Source organism: Brevibacterium otitidis, from assembly GCF_042429315.1.
In the GTDB taxonomy this organism is placed as follows: Bacteria; Actinomycetota; Actinomycetes; order Actinomycetales; family Brevibacteriaceae; genus Brevibacterium; species Brevibacterium otitidis.
The window spans coordinates 113,682-129,258 of record NZ_JBHMAU010000046.1; the positions used below are offsets into that span (position 1 = coordinate 113,682).

General features: G+C 66.6%; 14 protein-coding genes. 7 read left to right on the top strand and 7 right to left on the bottom strand.

Annotated elements, in window-relative coordinates; all coding sequences use genetic code 11:
- The first annotated feature begins 4 nt into the window (after positions 1–4).
- The 5 genes from ACFFN1_RS07125 to ACFFN1_RS07145 all read left to right on the top strand — a co-directional run bounded on the left by ACFFN1_RS07125 (position 5) and on the right by ACFFN1_RS07145 (position 3,085).
- Complete coding sequence (locus tag ACFFN1_RS07125) at positions 5–529, top strand: helix-turn-helix domain-containing protein (protein ID WP_376839938.1); 525 nt, start codon at positions 5–7, stop codon at positions 527–529.
- Entirely contained in the window at positions 526–1,251 is a 726-nt protein-coding gene (locus tag ACFFN1_RS07130; RefSeq protein WP_376839939.1) for a DUF3800 domain-containing protein, read from the top strand. The genes ACFFN1_RS07125 and ACFFN1_RS07130 overlap by 4 nt, the downstream gene beginning before the upstream one ends.
- A gap of 265 nt (positions 1,252–1,516) precedes the next feature.
- On the top strand, positions 1,517–1,828 hold the full coding sequence (locus ACFFN1_RS07135) for a hypothetical protein (RefSeq protein WP_376839942.1): 312 nt from the start codon (positions 1,517–1,519) through the stop codon (positions 1,826–1,828).
- Positions 1,818–2,021, top strand: a complete 204-nt coding sequence (locus tag ACFFN1_RS07140) for a DUF3263 domain-containing protein (protein WP_376839943.1) — start codon at positions 1,818–1,820, stop codon at positions 2,019–2,021. The genes ACFFN1_RS07135 and ACFFN1_RS07140 overlap by 11 nt, the downstream gene beginning before the upstream one ends.
- Positions 2,009–3,085 carry a tyrosine-type recombinase/integrase gene (locus ACFFN1_RS07145; RefSeq protein WP_376839944.1) on the top strand — a complete coding sequence of 359 codons (1,077 nt, stop codon included), beginning with the start codon at positions 2,009–2,011 and terminating at the stop codon, positions 3,083–3,085. Before ACFFN1_RS07140 ends, ACFFN1_RS07145 begins: the two co-directional genes overlap by 13 nt.
- A 57-nt stretch (positions 3,086–3,142) precedes the next feature.
- On the opposite strand, the gene ACFFN1_RS07150 is transcribed toward ACFFN1_RS07145, so the two are convergent.
- Positions 3,143–4,609: an aldehyde dehydrogenase family protein gene (locus ACFFN1_RS07150; RefSeq protein ID WP_376839947.1), complete on the bottom strand. Its 1,467-nt coding sequence runs from the start codon at positions 4,607–4,609 to the stop codon at positions 3,143–3,145.
- Positions 4,610–4,656: 47 nt separating this feature from the next.
- A complete protein-coding gene (gene mmsB, locus ACFFN1_RS07155) occupies positions 4,657–5,553 on the bottom strand; it encodes a 3-hydroxyisobutyrate dehydrogenase (RefSeq protein ID WP_376839948.1) in 897 nt (298 codons plus the stop codon).
- Positions 5,554–5,666: 113 nt separating this feature from the next.
- On the opposite strand from mmsB, the gene ACFFN1_RS07160 reads away from it, so the two are divergent.
- The gene (locus ACFFN1_RS07160) at positions 5,667–6,335 is read left to right on the top strand and encodes a uracil-DNA glycosylase (protein ID WP_376839950.1); all 669 of its coding nucleotides are present in this window, start codon (positions 5,667–5,669) and stop codon (positions 6,333–6,335) included.
- Positions 6,336–6,641: 306 nt separating this feature from the next.
- Here the strand turns inward: ACFFN1_RS07160 and ACFFN1_RS07165 are convergent, their stop codons facing one another.
- Both ACFFN1_RS07165 and ACFFN1_RS07170 read right to left on the bottom strand, forming a co-directional pair.
- Positions 6,642–8,378, bottom strand: a complete 1,737-nt coding sequence (locus ACFFN1_RS07165; protein WP_376839952.1) for a threonine/serine exporter family protein — start codon at positions 8,376–8,378, stop codon at positions 6,642–6,644.
- A gap of 95 nt (positions 8,379–8,473) precedes the next feature.
- On the bottom strand, positions 8,474–9,748 hold the full coding sequence (locus tag ACFFN1_RS07170; protein WP_376839954.1) for an amidohydrolase: 1,275 nt from the start codon (positions 9,746–9,748) through the stop codon (positions 8,474–8,476).
- 65 nt (positions 9,749–9,813) lie between these two features.
- Here ACFFN1_RS07170 and ACFFN1_RS07175 point away from each other — a divergent pair, with 65 nt between their 5' ends.
- Positions 9,814–10,854, top strand: a complete 1,041-nt coding sequence (locus ACFFN1_RS07175; protein ID WP_376839956.1) for a ketopantoate reductase family protein — start codon at positions 9,814–9,816, stop codon at positions 10,852–10,854.
- A 28-nt stretch (positions 10,855–10,882) separates the two neighbouring features.
- Here ACFFN1_RS07175 and ACFFN1_RS07180 read toward each other — a convergent pair whose 3' ends face one another.
- From ACFFN1_RS07180 to adhP, 3 genes are all read right to left on the bottom strand, one after another.
- A complete protein-coding gene (locus tag ACFFN1_RS07180; RefSeq protein WP_376839958.1) occupies positions 10,883–12,385 on the bottom strand; it encodes an NCS2 family permease in 1,503 nt (500 codons plus the stop codon).
- Positions 12,386–12,638: 253 nt separating this feature from the next.
- Positions 12,639–13,793, bottom strand: a complete 1,155-nt coding sequence (locus ACFFN1_RS07185; RefSeq protein WP_376839960.1) for an SPFH domain-containing protein — start codon at positions 13,791–13,793, stop codon at positions 12,639–12,641.
- 250 nt (positions 13,794–14,043) lie between these two features.
- Positions 14,044–15,063, bottom strand: a complete 1,020-nt coding sequence (adhP, locus tag ACFFN1_RS07190; RefSeq protein ID WP_376839968.1) for an alcohol dehydrogenase AdhP — start codon at positions 15,061–15,063, stop codon at positions 14,044–14,046.
- Between the last annotated feature and the right edge of the window lie 514 nt (positions 15,064–15,577).

The following is a 15,577-nucleotide window of genomic DNA, read 5'->3' on the forward strand; positions in this document are numbered from 1 at the left end:
CACCGTGAGCCGACTGTCCGAACTCTTGAAGAAGCTGCTTGCCCGCAAGGGCTTGACGCAGGCTGACTTGGTGCGGCGGACGGAAGAACTCGGGATGCCGGTTTCCAAGGGAACGGTCTCGACGTACTTCTCAAACCCGCCGCAGCGACCTCGACAGCAGGTGCTACAGGCGTTCGCCAAGGTGTTCGGGGTGCCGGTCTCGGAGTTAGAAGAAGCAGCCGCCTACACCGGCCGCGAACCCTTCACCCCCGACCCGACATCAGACCGGCTCACACAACCACAACGGAACGCCGTGAACGAGATCATCAGACTCCTCGCGGCAGGCAACCAAGGAGCCGCTCATGACACCGACGACACCGCACCACCAGTTAGCTCACGCCCGAGCGCCACGCCCGAAACGACGCCCCAGAAGATGAGGCCCCTCCCCGCCGACTACGCAGCCGACCAAGGCCCTAGCGCCGGCGAGGAGGGGTGGGCACAAGCCCAAGAACTCGGAGAGGAAAGCCAAGATGATGGAGGGGATGAGTGACCGCAGGTGACCCGTTCGACGAGTTCGAGCAAGAGATCAAGCGGGCACTGCGCGAATCCGAGAAGCTGCTACGCGAGACAGAGCCACCTCTCACTCGGGTCTACCTCGACGATTCCGGCGACGGCGGTTTCAAGCTCGACTCGGGCTCGTCGGAATGCCTCGTCATGGCGGCGTGCGTGTTCCGTCGAACCGAGCACATCGAGCAGCTCGACACAGCGATCACGGAAGTCGCTCAGCGCCATCGCCATAAGCCTGAGTTCAAGTTCGCCAAAACCAAGAAGAAGGTCAAGCGTGACTTCTTCAAGGCGATCGAGGACGTCCCCTTCAACGTTCGCGCCATTGTGATCCGCAAACAGCTCATCTACAGCTCACACTTGCGTAGTTCGCCAAGCCGCATGAAGAGCTTCGCGATCAAGCAGCTTCTATCCCACTGCTTTGGGACAGTGCAAAACGCCCGAGTCTACGTCGATGGGCAAGACACCAGAGCGTTCGGAATGACAGATCAGGACTACATCATGACGGCCAATCAGGATAGCCCGAACACGCTAGAGTCCGTTCGGCACGTTGACTCCCGGCATTACGCAGGTATCCAGCTTGCCGACATGGTGGCAGGCGCTATTCACGCGGGAGTCCGGCCGGACGGCAAGAACACGGCAGAATTTCTGGACTCCATCAGACCGCGGACGATCCAGCCCGCCGGCTCTCTTTGGCACTTCAGATAGAGGCGGCTCGGCACCCTATCCCGTGTGGGAACGCCAGCCGTACGGTGACTGTTCGGATGCCGAGCCTTTGCATCTTCAGTCTCCCACATCTGTTTCCACAGTGTCCACAGTTAGACAGTTTTGAGGCCCGCGTGTCCGTCCTGCTTGTCATGATGATCGCATGCATCATCCGTGGCGTGATCTCAGAGGACGGGAGCACCTCACTGTCGAGTGGGGGCACCTCCCACATGGCCTGCGTGGGGCGACGGACGGGGACACCATCTGGATGGAATCCCGGCTGCTGCAGGTGGAGCGCCGTTGCACGCTCACGCATGAGCTTGTGCATATCGATTTCGGGCATGAGGGATGCCAGACAGCGAAAGAAGAAGAGCGGGTCCGCAAGGCCACGGCGGAACGACTCATCCGGCGGGATGATCTGATCCATGCGTTCCGGTGGGCGCTGTCGGTCGAGGAAGCCGCCGACGAACTCTGGGTCACCCCCGAAGTGCTGCAAGACAGGATTCGTTTCATGCACCCGTCCGAACGGCTAATGGTTGCCGGTGCGGTGCAGGCAGGAAGGGAACACCATGCTGACTGAGACTGACAGGAAGATCATCGATCTTGCTCGGGAGCATCCCGTCTGGTCGGGGGTCTTGGAGGGCCGGGTCCGAGACGAGCTCGGCATGTCGCCGGTGGCGTTCCTGCAGCGCCTCAATCATCTCGCTGACCTACCCGAGGCGAACGAATACGCGCCAGCCGTGCTGAGGAGGATCAGGGAATGGCGTCCATAACCCCCTACCAGACGAAAGCCGGTCGCAGGTGGCGAGTCCGCTACAGGAAACCCGACCGCACACAGACCGACAAGCGGGGCTTCCGCACGAAGCGGGACGCCGAAGTATTCGCCGCCACCGTCGAAGTGTCCAAACACTCCGGCACCTACATCGACCCTAGCCGTGGACGTGCCACCATCTCCAGCCTAGGAGAGGCATGGTTGCAGGCATTCCGAGGCGCACCTGGGACGATCTCGTCCTACACGTCCACCTGGCAGCTCCACGTCCGCCCCGAGTTCGGGCACGCCGCCGTCGCTGACGTGGACTATGAGTGGGTGCGTGACTGGGTCGCCCGACTCGCGAAACAGCGCGGCAGCTCTACCGTCCGACGCGCCCACCGCATCCTGGCCAGCATCCTCGATGAGGCTGTCACTGCGAAACGGATCCCGCATAACCCTGCCCGTGACATCAAGCACCTGCCATCAAACAAGCCGCGGAAGAACGTGTACCTCACCTATGCGGAGGTTGAACGGCTCGCAGTCGAGGCGGGGAAGTACAAGCTGGCCGTCTACCTCATCGCCTACGTCGGGTTGCGGTACGGGGAGATCAAGGGTCTTCGTGCTGCCGATGTTGACGTGCAGCGGCGGCATATCACTGTGGAACGGCAGATCCTCCGGGACGGGTCGCCCAGTTTGCCAAAGAGTGGGAAGCCGCGCACGGTGGGGTTCCCGGCGTTCATGAGTCCGCTCATCGCTGCGGCGGTGCTGGAATCTTGCGGCGGGTATCTCATCCCGGTGTTGCCGCATCCTCGCGCTTTGGGCTGGTGGGGGACGGCGCGGAAGCGTGCAGGGTTGCGGGAGTCGTTGACGTTCCATGATCTCAGGCATTCTGCGGCTTCGTTTGCGATCTCGGAAGGCGCGCCGGTGACAGTGGTGCAGGCGATGCTCGGTCATGCCAGTGCGAAGGTCACTCTGGACTCTTATGCTGATCTGATCCCGACTGATCTGGATACGGTTGCGGAGCGGATTGAGGCTGCTCGACTTCAGAATGTGGGCAGCAGGTGGGCAAAACGGTCTGGCGGGTGAATGCAGAAGAGTGCCCCACCCCTCCTGAACTGGGAGGATGGTGGGGCACTTGGCCTGTCAGCCGATCTTGACGTTGATCTGCTTGATCTGGGTGAAGCCTTCGAGCATGCCGTCCAGCGACAGCTCGCGGCCCAGGCCCGAGGTCTTGAAGCCGCCGTAGGCCTGGCCGACGACCTGCGGGCCGCCCTGGTTGACCTGCACCCAGCCGGATTCGATCCGGTCGGCCATCCGCAGGCCGCGGGACAGATCGCTGGTGAAGACGTAGGCCGCCAGTCCGTAGTCGGAGTCGTTGGCCATCGCCACGGCATCGTCCTCAGTGGTGAACTTGATGACTGAGAGCACCGGTCCGAAGATCTCCTCGCGCGAGGTCTTCCACTCGTTCTTCGCCTGGGCGAAGATCACCGGCGCGTGGTAGAAGCCGGGCTCGCCGACTTCGAGGGCGTCGTGGCCGTCGTAGGCGACTTCGACTCCCTCTTCGGCCTTGCCGCTGTCGATGTAGGACTGGATCTGGTCGTACTGCTTCTGGTTGATGACGCAGCCGATGTCGGAGGCCTCATCGCGCGGGTCGCCGACCGTGAGTCCCTTGACCTTCTCGACGAGCTTGGCGAGGAAGTCATCGTAGATGTCGGCGTGCAGGAACAGTCGCGAGCCCATCGTGCAGGACTGGCCCTGACGTGCGAAGCGGGTGGCCAGCAGCACCTGGTCGAGAGCTGCCTCCAGGTCGGCATCCGGGAAGATGATGTTCGGGCTCTTGCCGCCGAGCTCCATCGAGGAGTGTGCGAGGCGGCTGGCGGCGGCCTCGGCGACGTGACGGCCGACAGCGGTCGAGCCGGTGAAGGAGACCTTGTCGACGTCCGGGTGCTGGACGAGGGCTTCGCCGATGACCGAGCCCTTGCCGGTGACGACGTTGAGCACACCGGCCGGCAGGATCTCCGAGCAGATCTCGGCCATCTTGAGGATCGTCAGCGGCGCATCTTCGGCGGTCTTGAGCACGATCGTGTTGCCTGCCGCCAGCGCGGCTGGGGTCTTGAAGCCGGCGATCATGAGCGGCGAGTTCCACGGCAGGATGCCGGCGACGACACCGAGCGGCTCGCGCTTGGTGTAGTTGAGCTGCTGCGCACCGGCCGGGAGGGTGTTGCCCTTGACCTCGCCGGCGACACCACCGAAGTAGCGGAAGATCTCCGAGAGCATCGTCGCCTCAGGGCGGGCCTGGGTGCGCTTGGCGTTGCCGGTGTCGAGCGCGGTGAGCTCGGCGAGGTCCTCGATGCGGGCTTCGAGTGCTTCGGCGCACTTCGTCAGCATCTTCTGCCGCTCCTTGAAGTGCAGGCCCGACCAGGCGGGGAAGGCCTCCCGGGCGGCCTTGACGGCGCGGTCGGCGTCTTCGGCCTTGCCGTTGGGAACGCGGGCGATGACGACATTGCGGTCGATGGGGGTGATGACGTCGGCGCGGGAGCCGTCGAGGGCGTCGACCCATTCGCCGCCGATGAGCATGCGCCAGTCAGTGGGCTGTGGGAATTCAGACATCGGATGTGGTCCTTTCACGGAACGAGTGTGGGTGGCGGGGTGATGCCTCAGGCCTCGAAGGTGCCGTCGACCAGCTTCTTGACGATCGAGCAGTCCTTGCCGCCGGATCCGGCATCCGAGATCTGCTGCAGCATCTTGGTGACCATTGTGCCCAGTGTCAGGTCGGTGCCGGTGTCCTGTCCGGCAGCCATCGCGAGCTTGATGTCCTTGAGCGCCAGATCAGCGGTGAAGGTGGGAGCGAAGTCGTCATTGGCCGGCGAGGTGTCGACGACGCCCGGGTACGGGTACCAGGTGCGCAGCGGCCACGAGTCGCCCGAGGAGACCTTGGCGATCGAGTAGAACACGGAATGGTCGAGCCCGAGGCGGTCGGCGAGCACCGCGGCCTCGGAGGTGGAGACCATGTTGATGAAGAGCATGAGGTTGTTGCAGATCTTGGCGGCCTGCCCGGTCGTCGGTGCGCCGGTGGCGATGATGTTGCCGGCCATCGGCTCGATGTAGGTGCGGGCCTTCTCGACTGCCGCCTCCTCGCCGCCGACCATGAACGCCAGGGTGCCCTTCTCCGCACCGGAGATGCCGCCGGAGACCGGGGCGTCGACGAACTCGAAGCCGGCTTCCTGCGCCGCATCGTGCAGCTGCTGGCAGCTGGCGACGTCGATGGTCGAGGAGTCGATGAGCAGGGTGCCGGGGGCTGCCGAGGCGAAGATGCCGTTCTCGCCGCCGTAGGCAGCCAGGGAGTGCTCGCCCTTCGGCAGCATGGTGAACACGACCTCGGCGCCCTCCAGCGCCTCGGCGGCCGAGGCACAGGCGGTGACCCCCGCCTCGGCGGCGGCCTGCATGGCCGGTTCGGACAGATCGAAGCCGCGCACCGTGTGTCCGGCCTTCATGAGGTTCTTCGTCATCGGCAGGCCCATGTGGCCCAGGCCGATCCAGGCGATCGTCGACATTGGGAGTCCTTTCGGATCGGTACGGGTGTACACGCTGAGTTGAGCATAACGCTCGCGTGTGTCGCCGGTCACGCCGGGGGTGTGTGGAGCTCAGCGCTGACTACGATGGCGGTATGAGTCTTGAGAGGATCATGGCCCCGGACTGGGCTGAGGCGATGGCGCCGGTGGCCGATCAGGTGACGGAGATGGGCCGTTTTCTGCGCGCCGAGCTGGCCGCCGGTCGGCGGTATCTGCCTGCCGGAGACGATGTGTTCCGCGCCTTCCGCGAGCCCCTGGCCGAGGTGCGGGTGCTCGTCGTCGGGCAGGACCCCTATCCCACGCCGGGCCATCCGATCGGGCTGTCCTTCGCTGTCGCTCCCGAGGTGCGGCCGCTGCCGCGCTCGCTCATCAACATCTTCCGCGAACTGCACGACGACCTCGGCGTCCCGGCACCGCCGAACGGCGATCTGCGGCCCTGGCAGGCGCAGGGAGTCATGCTGCTCAACCGGGTCCTCACCGTCGCCCCCGGCTCTCCGGCCTCGCATCGGAACAAGGGCTGGGAGGCGGTGACCGACCGGGCGATCGAGGTGCTCGCTGCCCGAGGCGGGCCGCTCGTGGCGATTCTGTGGGGCCGGGACGCGCAGTCGCTGGGCCCGCGCCTGGGCGAGGTGCCGATCATCGCCTCCCCGCACCCCTCTCCCCTCAGCGCCTCGCGTGGATTCTTCGGCTCACGCCCGTTCAGCCGGGCGAATGCGCTGCTGACAGAGCGCGGGGGCCAGCCGATCGACTGGCAGCTGCCGTAGCGCTGCGGGCTGAGGGTGGAACGTCACAGCTGGGCCCCAGCCTGGGTCTGCTGAGCACCTGGCTGCTGCTGCCGGATCGCCTCCGGGCAGTGCTGCCGATGGAGGCGGAACCGCCGCGTGCCTTCACCGTCCGCAGCGCCATCGTCGGCGCGATCTGGGCCGTGTGGCATGCCGACCGGCTGGGTCAGCCGCTGCTCTTCGCCGGTTTCGGCCTCAGCTGCATGCTGCTCTCACTCGGCTTCGCCGTCCTCACGCGCGGAAGCTGGTGGCAGCGTGGGATCATCGCCGGCTGTGCCCATGCCGGGCTCAATCTGCAGTCTGCTGTCCAGCCGCGCGCGCACGCCGCTTCCGCACCCGGCGGTAGATGGGCCGGGCGAGGAAGTCACCGAAGACCGCGCCGACGGCGATCGCCGCATTGGCAGTGACAGCGGTGAAGAGGGAGGACAGGCCCATGGACAGTGGAATCGCGTCCTGCGGCTGGACGATCTGGTAGGCGGCGGAGAAGATCGACAGGCCCTGCAGCAGCGGGAAGATCGCCGGCAGCATGAGCACGATCGGCGGGGCACCGCGGTGCAGTGCGACCGGCCGGACGATGAGGCCCACCACGCTCGCGGCGATGAAGCAGGTGACGACATTGCCCAGTCCCAGCAGGCTGCAGCCGACGTAGACGACGAAGCCGATGCCGCCGATGAGCCCGGCGACGAGGATCTGGCGTTTGGAGGCCTGCATGCCGATCGCGCCGCACATGCCGACGAGGATCGCGGCGATGAGCGAGATGATCGTGGTGAGCGCTTCGATGCCGCTGGAGGTGACGATCACCTCGATGGGCGACAGCCCGGCGGCGCGGCCGATCATGAGCCCGAGTGCGATGCCGGAGACGATGCCGGCCAGCGTCGTGCCGACGGTCACCGCCTTCGCCGAGGCGGTGAGCGGGAAGTTCGTCAGCGAGTCCTGGACTGCGGCGATGAGCCCGGCGGTCGGCAGCAGCAGCACGATGCCGGCGGCGACGAGGAACTGCGGCAGGGCGATGAGCCCGAAGGTCCAGGCGGCCATCGCGAGCACGGTGGCGAATGTCGACTGGCCCATGACGGTGAAGAACGGCGGCACGTTGAGCCGAGCGAGCAGCCCGCCGAAGCGGTCGATGACGATCGCCATGCCGAAGCCGATGGCCGCGGCGACCGCTGAGCCGCCGAGCAGGATGACGAAGCAGGACACGAGCACGCCCCAGGCGACGGCGACGAACCAGTTGGCAAAGGGCCGGCGCTGCTGGCGGATCGCGTCGATGCGCTCGCTGGCTTCGAGGTATTCGACTTTGCCGTCGACGATGTCGGAGACGAGCTTGTGCACGGATGCGAGCTTGGAGAAGTGGATCGACTCCTCACGGCTGACGCGCATGACGTTGAGCAGCCGGCCCTCCGGGTCGGAGTAGTGGACGGTGAGCGAGTTCGAGGTGAGGTCGACTTCGGCTGTCGGCAGGCCGAGGGCGGTGCAGGTGGCGATGACGGAGACTTCGACATCGGAGGTCGGCGCGCCGGCCCGCAGCATGATCGCGCCGATCTCGACGGCCAGCTCCATGATCTTGCGGGCTTCCTCCTCACCTTTGGCCTGGCTCATGACCGGGGCCTGGTAGGGGGTGCCCTTGAGGGTGGCGACGATCGGGATCGGATCGGTCGCCGGGGCCGAGTCGCCGGTGATCTGTCCGACGGCCTTGCGGGCGAGCCGTTCGGCCATCCGCTTCGATGAGGATCCGGCAGCGTTCGTGCGTTCGACGAGGTAGCGCGGGCTGCCGGGCCAGCGGCTGCGGTCCGCACCGCGGGTGATCGGCGGGGTGAGAGCCTCAGACGGATCGGCGGCGGCAGCCGAGCTGCCCCGCTTGCGCGACCGCACCCGCGGCGGCCGGGTCGACTTGGCGATCTCCTGCTGCGAAATGCCGCCGGTGGTGCGCAGGGCGGCACCGGCCGTCGAGCCGGTGTAGGTGTTGGTGTTCCGGCTGCGCGGGCGCAGCAGGCGCCGGCGCGGCGGGCGGTTCTGGTCTTCGGCCACTGCTCCTTCTCGTGTCCGTCACGTTGGGGACATCTATGGGTTTACCCCATGGATCTGATGCTCACATGAATGGCCGCTGGACGAACGGTCGGCGCTCACGGCTCGTGGATGCGGGTGGGGCCGAAGGGGTCGGCCACCGCAGCCTGTCCACTGGCGAAATCGTGTGTGTAGACCTGCCGTCCAGCCACATAGACACTGGTCACCCGCGCGTCGAAGTCGAGCGGATGCGCAGTCCACTGCACGATATCAGCGTCACGGCCGACAGCCAGCGAACCGACACGATCTGAGAGGCCCATCATCTGCGCCGGGTTGATCGTCATCGCCTGCAGCGCGGTCTCCGGGTCGAGGCCCTCGCGCACTGCGAGCCGGGCCTGGTCGACGAAGAAGAAGATCGGCACGACGGGGTGGTCGGTGGTGAGCGCGAAGCGCACTCCGGCCTTCGCATAGGCGGCCGGGGTCGCCAGGGTGCGGTGGCGCAGCTCGACCTTCGACCGGGAGGTCATGAGCGGTCCGACGATGACGTCAAGGCCCTTCTCAGCGATCCAGTCGGCGATGAGGTGGCCTTCGGTGCCGTGGTTGATGATGAGCCGGTAGCCGAACTCCTCAGCCAGGCGCACGGCGGTGGCCATATCGTCAGCCCGGTGGCAGTGCTGGTCCCAGGCGAGCTTGCCCTCCAGCACATCGGCCAGCGTCTCCAGGCCCAGGTCGCGATCGAAGGGGACCCCCGCCTCGGCGGCGGCTTCCCGGTTGGCGATGTAGTTCCGGGCCCTGACGAAGGCCTCCCGCTGCACCTGGGCGACGGCCAGGCGGGTGGAGGGGCTCTTCTTGCGTTCGCCGTAGATGCGCTTGGGGTTCTCCCCCATTGCCGCCTTGACGGAGATGTCCTGGCTGATGAGCATCTCGTCGACGATCCGGCCCCAGGTCTTGACCGCGGCGGTGCGCCCGCCGATCGGGTTGCCGGAGCCGGGCTTGATGACCGCGGTGGTGACGCCGCCGCGCAGCGCGTCCTTGAAGCCGATCTCGGCCGGGTTGATCGCGTCGAGGGCGCGCAGGGCCGAGCCGTTGGGGTCGGTCATCTCATTGACGTCATTGCCCTCGGTGCCCTCACCGTCTTCGTGGACGCCGAGGTGGGCGTGGCTTTCGATGAAGCCGGGAGCGATGACCGTGCCCGAGGCGTCGACCACCTCGGCTTCGGCCGGCACCTCGACCTGTCCGTCCGGGCCGAGCGCAGTGATGACGCCCGCGTGGAGGACGATCGTGCCCGTGGGGATCTCCGCGGCCGGGCTGCCGTCGGCGTCGGCGATCGGCAGCAGTCTGGCGCCGGTGAGGGCGACGGTACGGCGCGGCGGGACGGCGGCAGACTGGTACATGGTTCTCCTCCTTGAGTCTCGACAGCCTCCAGCCTAACGGGAACGGCGGTTGGTAGCGTAGCCCCATGAACAGGTACGTCATCATCGGCGCCGGCGCGATCGGCGGCACTCTGGCAGCGGCTGGCAGCGCGGCCGGACTCCCCATCACGGTCATCGCCCGCGGCGCGCATGCCGATGTGATCGCCGCTGAGGGACTGCGGCTGCGCACCCCGTCGGAGACCATCACCGCCCGCCCGCAGCTGGCCCGCGCTCCGGAGGAGGTGGAGCTGCACTCCGGTGATGTGCTCGTGCTGGCGACGAAGACCCATCAGGCTCTCGCGGCACTGCCGGAATGGGCCGATCGCCCGGTGACCGGCGCCTCGGGAACGGTGGCTGGCACGGCTGGCGAGCTGCTGCCGATCGTGCTGCTGCTCAACGGCGCCGAGGCCGCCCGGCAGGCGCCGCGGCACTTCCGTTCGGTGGCCGCGGCCACGGTGTGGATGCCGGCGCTGTTCCTCTCCCCCGGCGAGGTCATCACGCGGATGCAGCCGGATCACGGCGCCTTCTTCGCCGGTCCCGTCACGGCCGACGCCCAGGCGGTGGAGGCGGCTGTGCAGTTCGCCGCCGATGCGCGGCGGGCCGGGTTCGCGACCGCCTCGCTCAGCTCAGCCGCGGAGCTGTGGCCGCATATCTGGGGCAAGCTGCTGTCGAATCTGGCCAATGGCCTCGATTCGATCCTGGGTCCGGGCATCGCCTATGACGATCTGCTTACTGCTCTCAAGGCCGAGGCGAAGGCCGTCTATGCGGCGGCCGGGATCGAGCATGTCGGTTCGAGTCCGAAGGCCTTCGGGCTGTCCGAGCGGATCCAGGTCGGCGAGGTTCCCGGGGTCGAGACCTTCGCGTCCTCATCGTGGCAGTCGCTGGCGCGCGGCACCGGCACGATCGAGACCGACTACCTCGGCGGGGAGATCGTCCGCCTCGGGCACACCGTCGGCAGCCCGGTGGGCGGCAACGCCTTCGTCACGCGGTGGTGCCGGGCGCTGGCAGCCGGCGGCGACCTCGGCGGCCAGATCCCGGCCGACCCGCAGGACCGGCTACAGGTGCTCCAGCGCATCCTCCTCAGCTGAGCTGGCGGCGGCTGCGCCGCGGGGCTGCTCAGAGTGCGTTCTGGATCGGCCCGGAGACGAAGTAGACGACGAAGAGCACCGCGGTGACGATCATGAGCGGGTGGACGTCGCGGGCTTTGCCGCGCAGCAGCTTGATGACGACATAGCTGATGAAGCCGGCGCCGATGCCATTGGTGATCGAGTACGAGAACGGCATGAGAACCACGGTCATGAAGGCCGGGATCGCGATCTCGACATCGGTCCAGTCGATGCGCAGCACCTGCTGCATCATGAGGAAGCCGACGAGCACGAGCGTCGGGGCGGCCGCCTCGGTGGGGATGACGGCGGCCAGGGGTGCGGCGATGATCGTGAGCAGGAACATGAGGCCGGCCATGACATTGGCCAGGCCGGTGCGCGCGCCTTCGCCCACGCCCACGGTCGACTCGATGAAGCCGGAGTTCGAGGACATCGAGCCCATGCCGCCGCCGATCGCGCCGATGGCGTCTGCGACCATGATGCGCCGGGAGTTGGGGATCTCCCCGTCTGCGTCGGCGATATCACCTTCCTTGGAGATCGCGACCATGGTGCCGAGCAGGTCGAAGAAGTTCGCCAGCAGCAGGGTGAAGACGGCAAGCGCGGCGGAGACGACGCCGATGTGCTGCCAGGAGCCGAGGAGGTTGAAGCTGCCGAGCAGGGAGAGGTCGGGCAGCTGCAGCCATTCCTGGTTGAGGGTCGGCACGGTCAGACCCCAGCCGTAGGGGTTGGTGATCTCGCCGTCGGCGCCGGTCTTGGAGCCGACTCCGACGACTGCTTCGACGATGAGGGCCAGCGCGGTCGCCCCGAGGATCGAGTAGAGGATCGCGCCGCGCACGCGGGCTGACCACATGACGAACAGGGCGAGCAGCGCGACGAGGAAGATGAGGACCGGCCAGCCGAAGAGGAACCCGCCGGTGCCGAGCTCGAGGGCGGCGCCGTCGCCCTTGGACAGGAACCCGGCGTTCATCATGCCGATGAGCGCGATGAACAGGCCGATGCCGACGCTGATCGCGGTCTTGAGCTGGGCGGGCACGGCGTTGAAGATCGCGGCGCGGAAGCCGGTGAGCACGAGGATGAGGAGGATGATGCCTTCGATGACGACGAGGCCCATGGCGTCGGCCCAGGTCATGCCCGGCAGCACGACGATGCCGTAGGTGAGGAAGGCCGACAGCCCGAGCGAGGAGGAGACCGCCATGGGGAAGTTACCGATGACGCCCATGAGGATCGTCAGCACGCCGGAGACGAGCGAGGTGGCCGCTGCGACGGCGGGCAGATTCGGTTCGGTGCCGCCGCCGAGGAAGAGGCCGGTGGAGTCCATCGCCGCGCCGATGATGAGCGGGTTGAGCACGACGATGTAGCTCATGGCGAAGAAGGTCGCGAAGCCGCCGCGGATCTCCCGGGCGAGCGTCGAGCCGCGTTCGCTGATGCGGAAGAAGCGGTCGAGTGCGCCGCCGGCGCTGAAGAAGCCGCCTGCCGCGCCCGAGGCGGTGGTGGTGTCGTCGTGCTGTGCGCTCACGGGAGGTACCCGGTCCCTTTCGTATCGGGTGCTGCCTGCTGGATCGGTCCGGCGGTCACGAGGACGCGAGGATACAAGGATCCGAGGGCGTTCCTCCGCCGCGGACGATGTCCAAGTCTACGCGCACAGCGGCCGAGCGCTGACACATGCCCGCCACTGCCGCTCACGCCCCGGCCATAAGCTGACCGGGGCGTGAGAAGTGCGTCATGCAGAAGTCATGCAGACGCGCCATGGAGGTGGCTGCTCATGTTCCTCACATATTGGGGGTGAAGTTCGGCGGCTCGGGGAAGTTCTGCCCCTGCTGTCCTTGCTGGCCGAGCTGCTGAGCGGCATTGCGGGCCTGTTCCGCGGCCCGGCGAGCCTGCTCCTCAGCGCTGCGCTGACGTGCCCGGCGCTCACTTTCAGCCCGTTCGCGCTGACGGCGCTCGGCATCGGCGCGCTGTCTGCGGGAGTCGTGCTCGCCGTCGGCGATCGCCCGCTCGGACTCATGCGAGGTCAGCAGCGCGTTGCGGATCTCCGTGGTGAGGTCGCCGAGTGCACCCGGGTTGCTCGGGAGCATGAGGACGTTGGAGCGGCCGTTGCGGGCGACATCCTGCATGGTGTCGAAGTACTGGGTCATGAGCAGCAGCTGCTCAGCGGTCGACTCGATGCCGGCGCGGCGCAGCATCTCGTACTGCTCGGCGATACCGGTGGCGATCGCCTTGCGCTGGGCGGCCACACCCTCACCCTGCAGTCGCTTGGACTCCGCCTCGGCTTCGGCCTGGGTGACGCGCTTGATCTTGTCGGCTTCAGCCAGCGCCTGCGCGGCGACGCGGTCGCGCTGGGCGGCGTTGATCGAGTTCATCGAATCGCGCACACGCTGGTCCGGGGAGATGTCGGTGACGAGCGTGTTGACGATGCGGAAGCCGTAGCCGGCCATCTGTGCGGAGAGTCGGTGCTCGACGCTGGTGGCGATGTCGTCCTTGGACTCGAATGCGGAGTCGAGGGTCAGGGTCGAGAGGGCCGAGCGGACGGTGTCGAAGACGTAGGAACGGATCTGCTCTTCGGGGTTCGCCAGGCGGTAGTAGGCGTCGACGACTTTGTCCTCGCTCACGAGGTACTGCACGGCGACCGGAACCATGACGAAGACGTTGTCCTTGGTCTTCGTCTCGATGTTGACCTCCAGCTGCTGCACGCGCAGTGAGATCGGCTTGGTCGTCGTCTCCATGAACGGCGCTTTGGTGTTGAGGCCGGGCTTCGCCACCTTCTTGAACTTGCCGAACCGTTCGACGATGACGTTCTCCTGCGTGTGCACCGTGAAGAAGATGCTGCTGCGCAGGCCGCCGAACAGCAGAGCCGCAACAATGATGAGGCCTAAGAGGATCACGCCGATGACGACGAAGATGCCTACGAGGGCGCCGAAATCCATGTGTACTCCAGTGTGTTCTGTGGGTTCATCCGCGCGCATGCGCTGGATGAACCGCTTCTATCCTTGCTGCTCTCATCCTAGTGGCGGGTGATGGCAGCCAGATGGCGGCGCGGTAACAGTTCCGGCACAAGGTCGAGAACGGCTCTGCCCAACGCCGAGGCGGGCGTGCAGCTCCCAGCCGCACGCCCGCCTCGGGACCGGATCAGAGTCAGGCTCTGGTCTCAGACATGTCGTCAGATCAACCAGCAGATCAGTCGTCGAACGCGACGACGACGCGACCGTCGATCTTGCCGTGGACCATCTCGTCGAAGACCTGGTTGATCTCGTCGAGCTTGCGGGTCTGGTAGGTCGGGTGGATGTGGCCGCGGGCGTAGAAGTCGAGGGCTTCGACCATGTCCTGGCGGGTGCCGACGATCGAGCCGCGGATGGTGAGGCCCTTGAGCACGATGTCGAAGATCGGAGCCGGGAAGTCTCCCGGCGGCAGTCCGTTGAAGACGATGGTGCCGCCGCGGCGAGCCATGCCGATCGCCTGGCCGAATGCGTCCGGGTGCACTGCGGTCACGAGGACGCCGTGAGTGCCGCCGGTGGCTTCGACGATCTCGGCAGCCGGGTCGCCGGTCATTGCGTTGACGACCACCTCGGCGCCGTGTTTCTTGGCCAGCGCGAGCTTGTCGTCGGCGATGTCGACTGCGGCGACGCGCATGCCCATCGCCACGGCGTACTGCACGGCCATGTGGCCGAGACCGCCGATGCCGGAGATCGTGACCCACTCGCCGGGCTTGACCTCGGTGACCTTCAGGCCCTTGTAAACGGTCACGCCGGCACACAGCACCGGGGCAACTTCGTTGAGGTCGGCGCCCTCAGGGATGCGTGCGGCGTAGCGAGCGTCGACAAGCATGTACTCGCCGAACGAGCCGTCGACGGCATAGCCGCCGTTCTTCTGCTGCTCACACAGGGTCTCCCAGCCGGTGCGGCAGTACTCGCACTCGCCGCAGGCGCTCCACAGCCAGGCGTTGCCGACAATGTCGCCGACCTTGACAGCGGTGACCTGATCGCCGATCGCTTCGACGCGGCCCACACCCTCGTGTCCCGGGATGAACGGCGGGCTCGGCTTGACCGGCCAGTCGCCGTGAGCGGCGTGCAGGTCGGTGTGGCACACACCGGTCGAGATGAGTTTCACGAGCGCATCATGCGGCCCGGGAGTGGGGATGGCGGATTCGTTGCTGACAGTGAGATCCTTGCCGAACTCGGTGACAACCGCGGCTTTCATGGTGCCCATGATTCGCTCCTAGAACAATGGGGGATGCGGCCGATACCCGGCCGCGGAGGGCAATTCTCACATTACCGCACGCATATACGTTAGGGAACTCATATACATCAGGCAATAGGTTCCGTCTTGTCATTCGATCCAGGCATCGCCGCGAGCACCACCAAGTGGCCATTCTGAGGCGCACGGACGGGTCTGCTCTAGCCGCCGATGGTCGGCATTCGCTGGCGCTCGATTGAGCTTGCCGGCGCTGCCCGATGCGCTCTGGCGCCGGCTTCGCCGGCCTGTAATCCCTGTGGTGGGGGCCTCCGCTATGAAGTTGTGTAAGAACGGTCTGTCTCTGCACCGTGGGGGTGTAGGCAGCGCGGGTCGGGAAACATCACCGGCCAGCCGCGGTGCCGGGTGACGGCGGGGCGGTGGTGGTGTTTCTTAGGTTCGGGTGAGTGTGAGGAGGTGTTGTGCGTGGGCTTGTCCGATCGGCTGGTCCGGTGGCCCGACATCGGTGGTGTGGCCGCCG

Bases quoted from the DNA above. Each gene is read 5' to 3' on its own strand.
- mmsB (WP_376839948.1), bottom strand. From the start codon at position 5,553: ATGTCGACGATCGCCTGGATCGGCCTGGGCCACATGGGCCTGCCGATG.
- adhP (WP_376839968.1), bottom strand. From the start codon at position 15,063: ATGAAAGCCGCGGTTGTCACCGAGTTCGGCAAGGATCTCACTGTCAGC.
- ACFFN1_RS07140 (WP_376839943.1), top strand. From the start codon at position 1,818: ATGCTGACTGAGACTGACAGGAAGATCATCGATCTTGCTCGGGAGCAT.
- ACFFN1_RS07185 (WP_376839960.1), bottom strand. From the start codon at position 13,793: ATGGATTTCGGCGCCCTCGTAGGCATCTTCGTCGTCATCGGCGTGATC.
- ACFFN1_RS07135 (WP_376839942.1), top strand. From the start codon at position 1,517: ATGGAATCCCGGCTGCTGCAGGTGGAGCGCCGTTGCACGCTCACGCAT.
- ACFFN1_RS07145 (WP_376839944.1), top strand. From the start codon at position 2,009: ATGGCGTCCATAACCCCCTACCAGACGAAAGCCGGTCGCAGGTGGCGA.
- ACFFN1_RS07150 (WP_376839947.1), bottom strand. From the start codon at position 4,609: ATGTCTGAATTCCCACAGCCCACTGACTGGCGCATGCTCATCGGCGGC.
- ACFFN1_RS07160 (WP_376839950.1), top strand. From the start codon at position 5,667: ATGAGTCTTGAGAGGATCATGGCCCCGGACTGGGCTGAGGCGATGGCG.
- ACFFN1_RS07175 (WP_376839956.1), top strand. From the start codon at position 9,814: ATGAACAGGTACGTCATCATCGGCGCCGGCGCGATCGGCGGCACTCTG.
- ACFFN1_RS07170 (WP_376839954.1), bottom strand. From the start codon at position 9,748: ATGTACCAGTCTGCCGCCGTCCCGCCGCGCCGTACCGTCGCCCTCACC.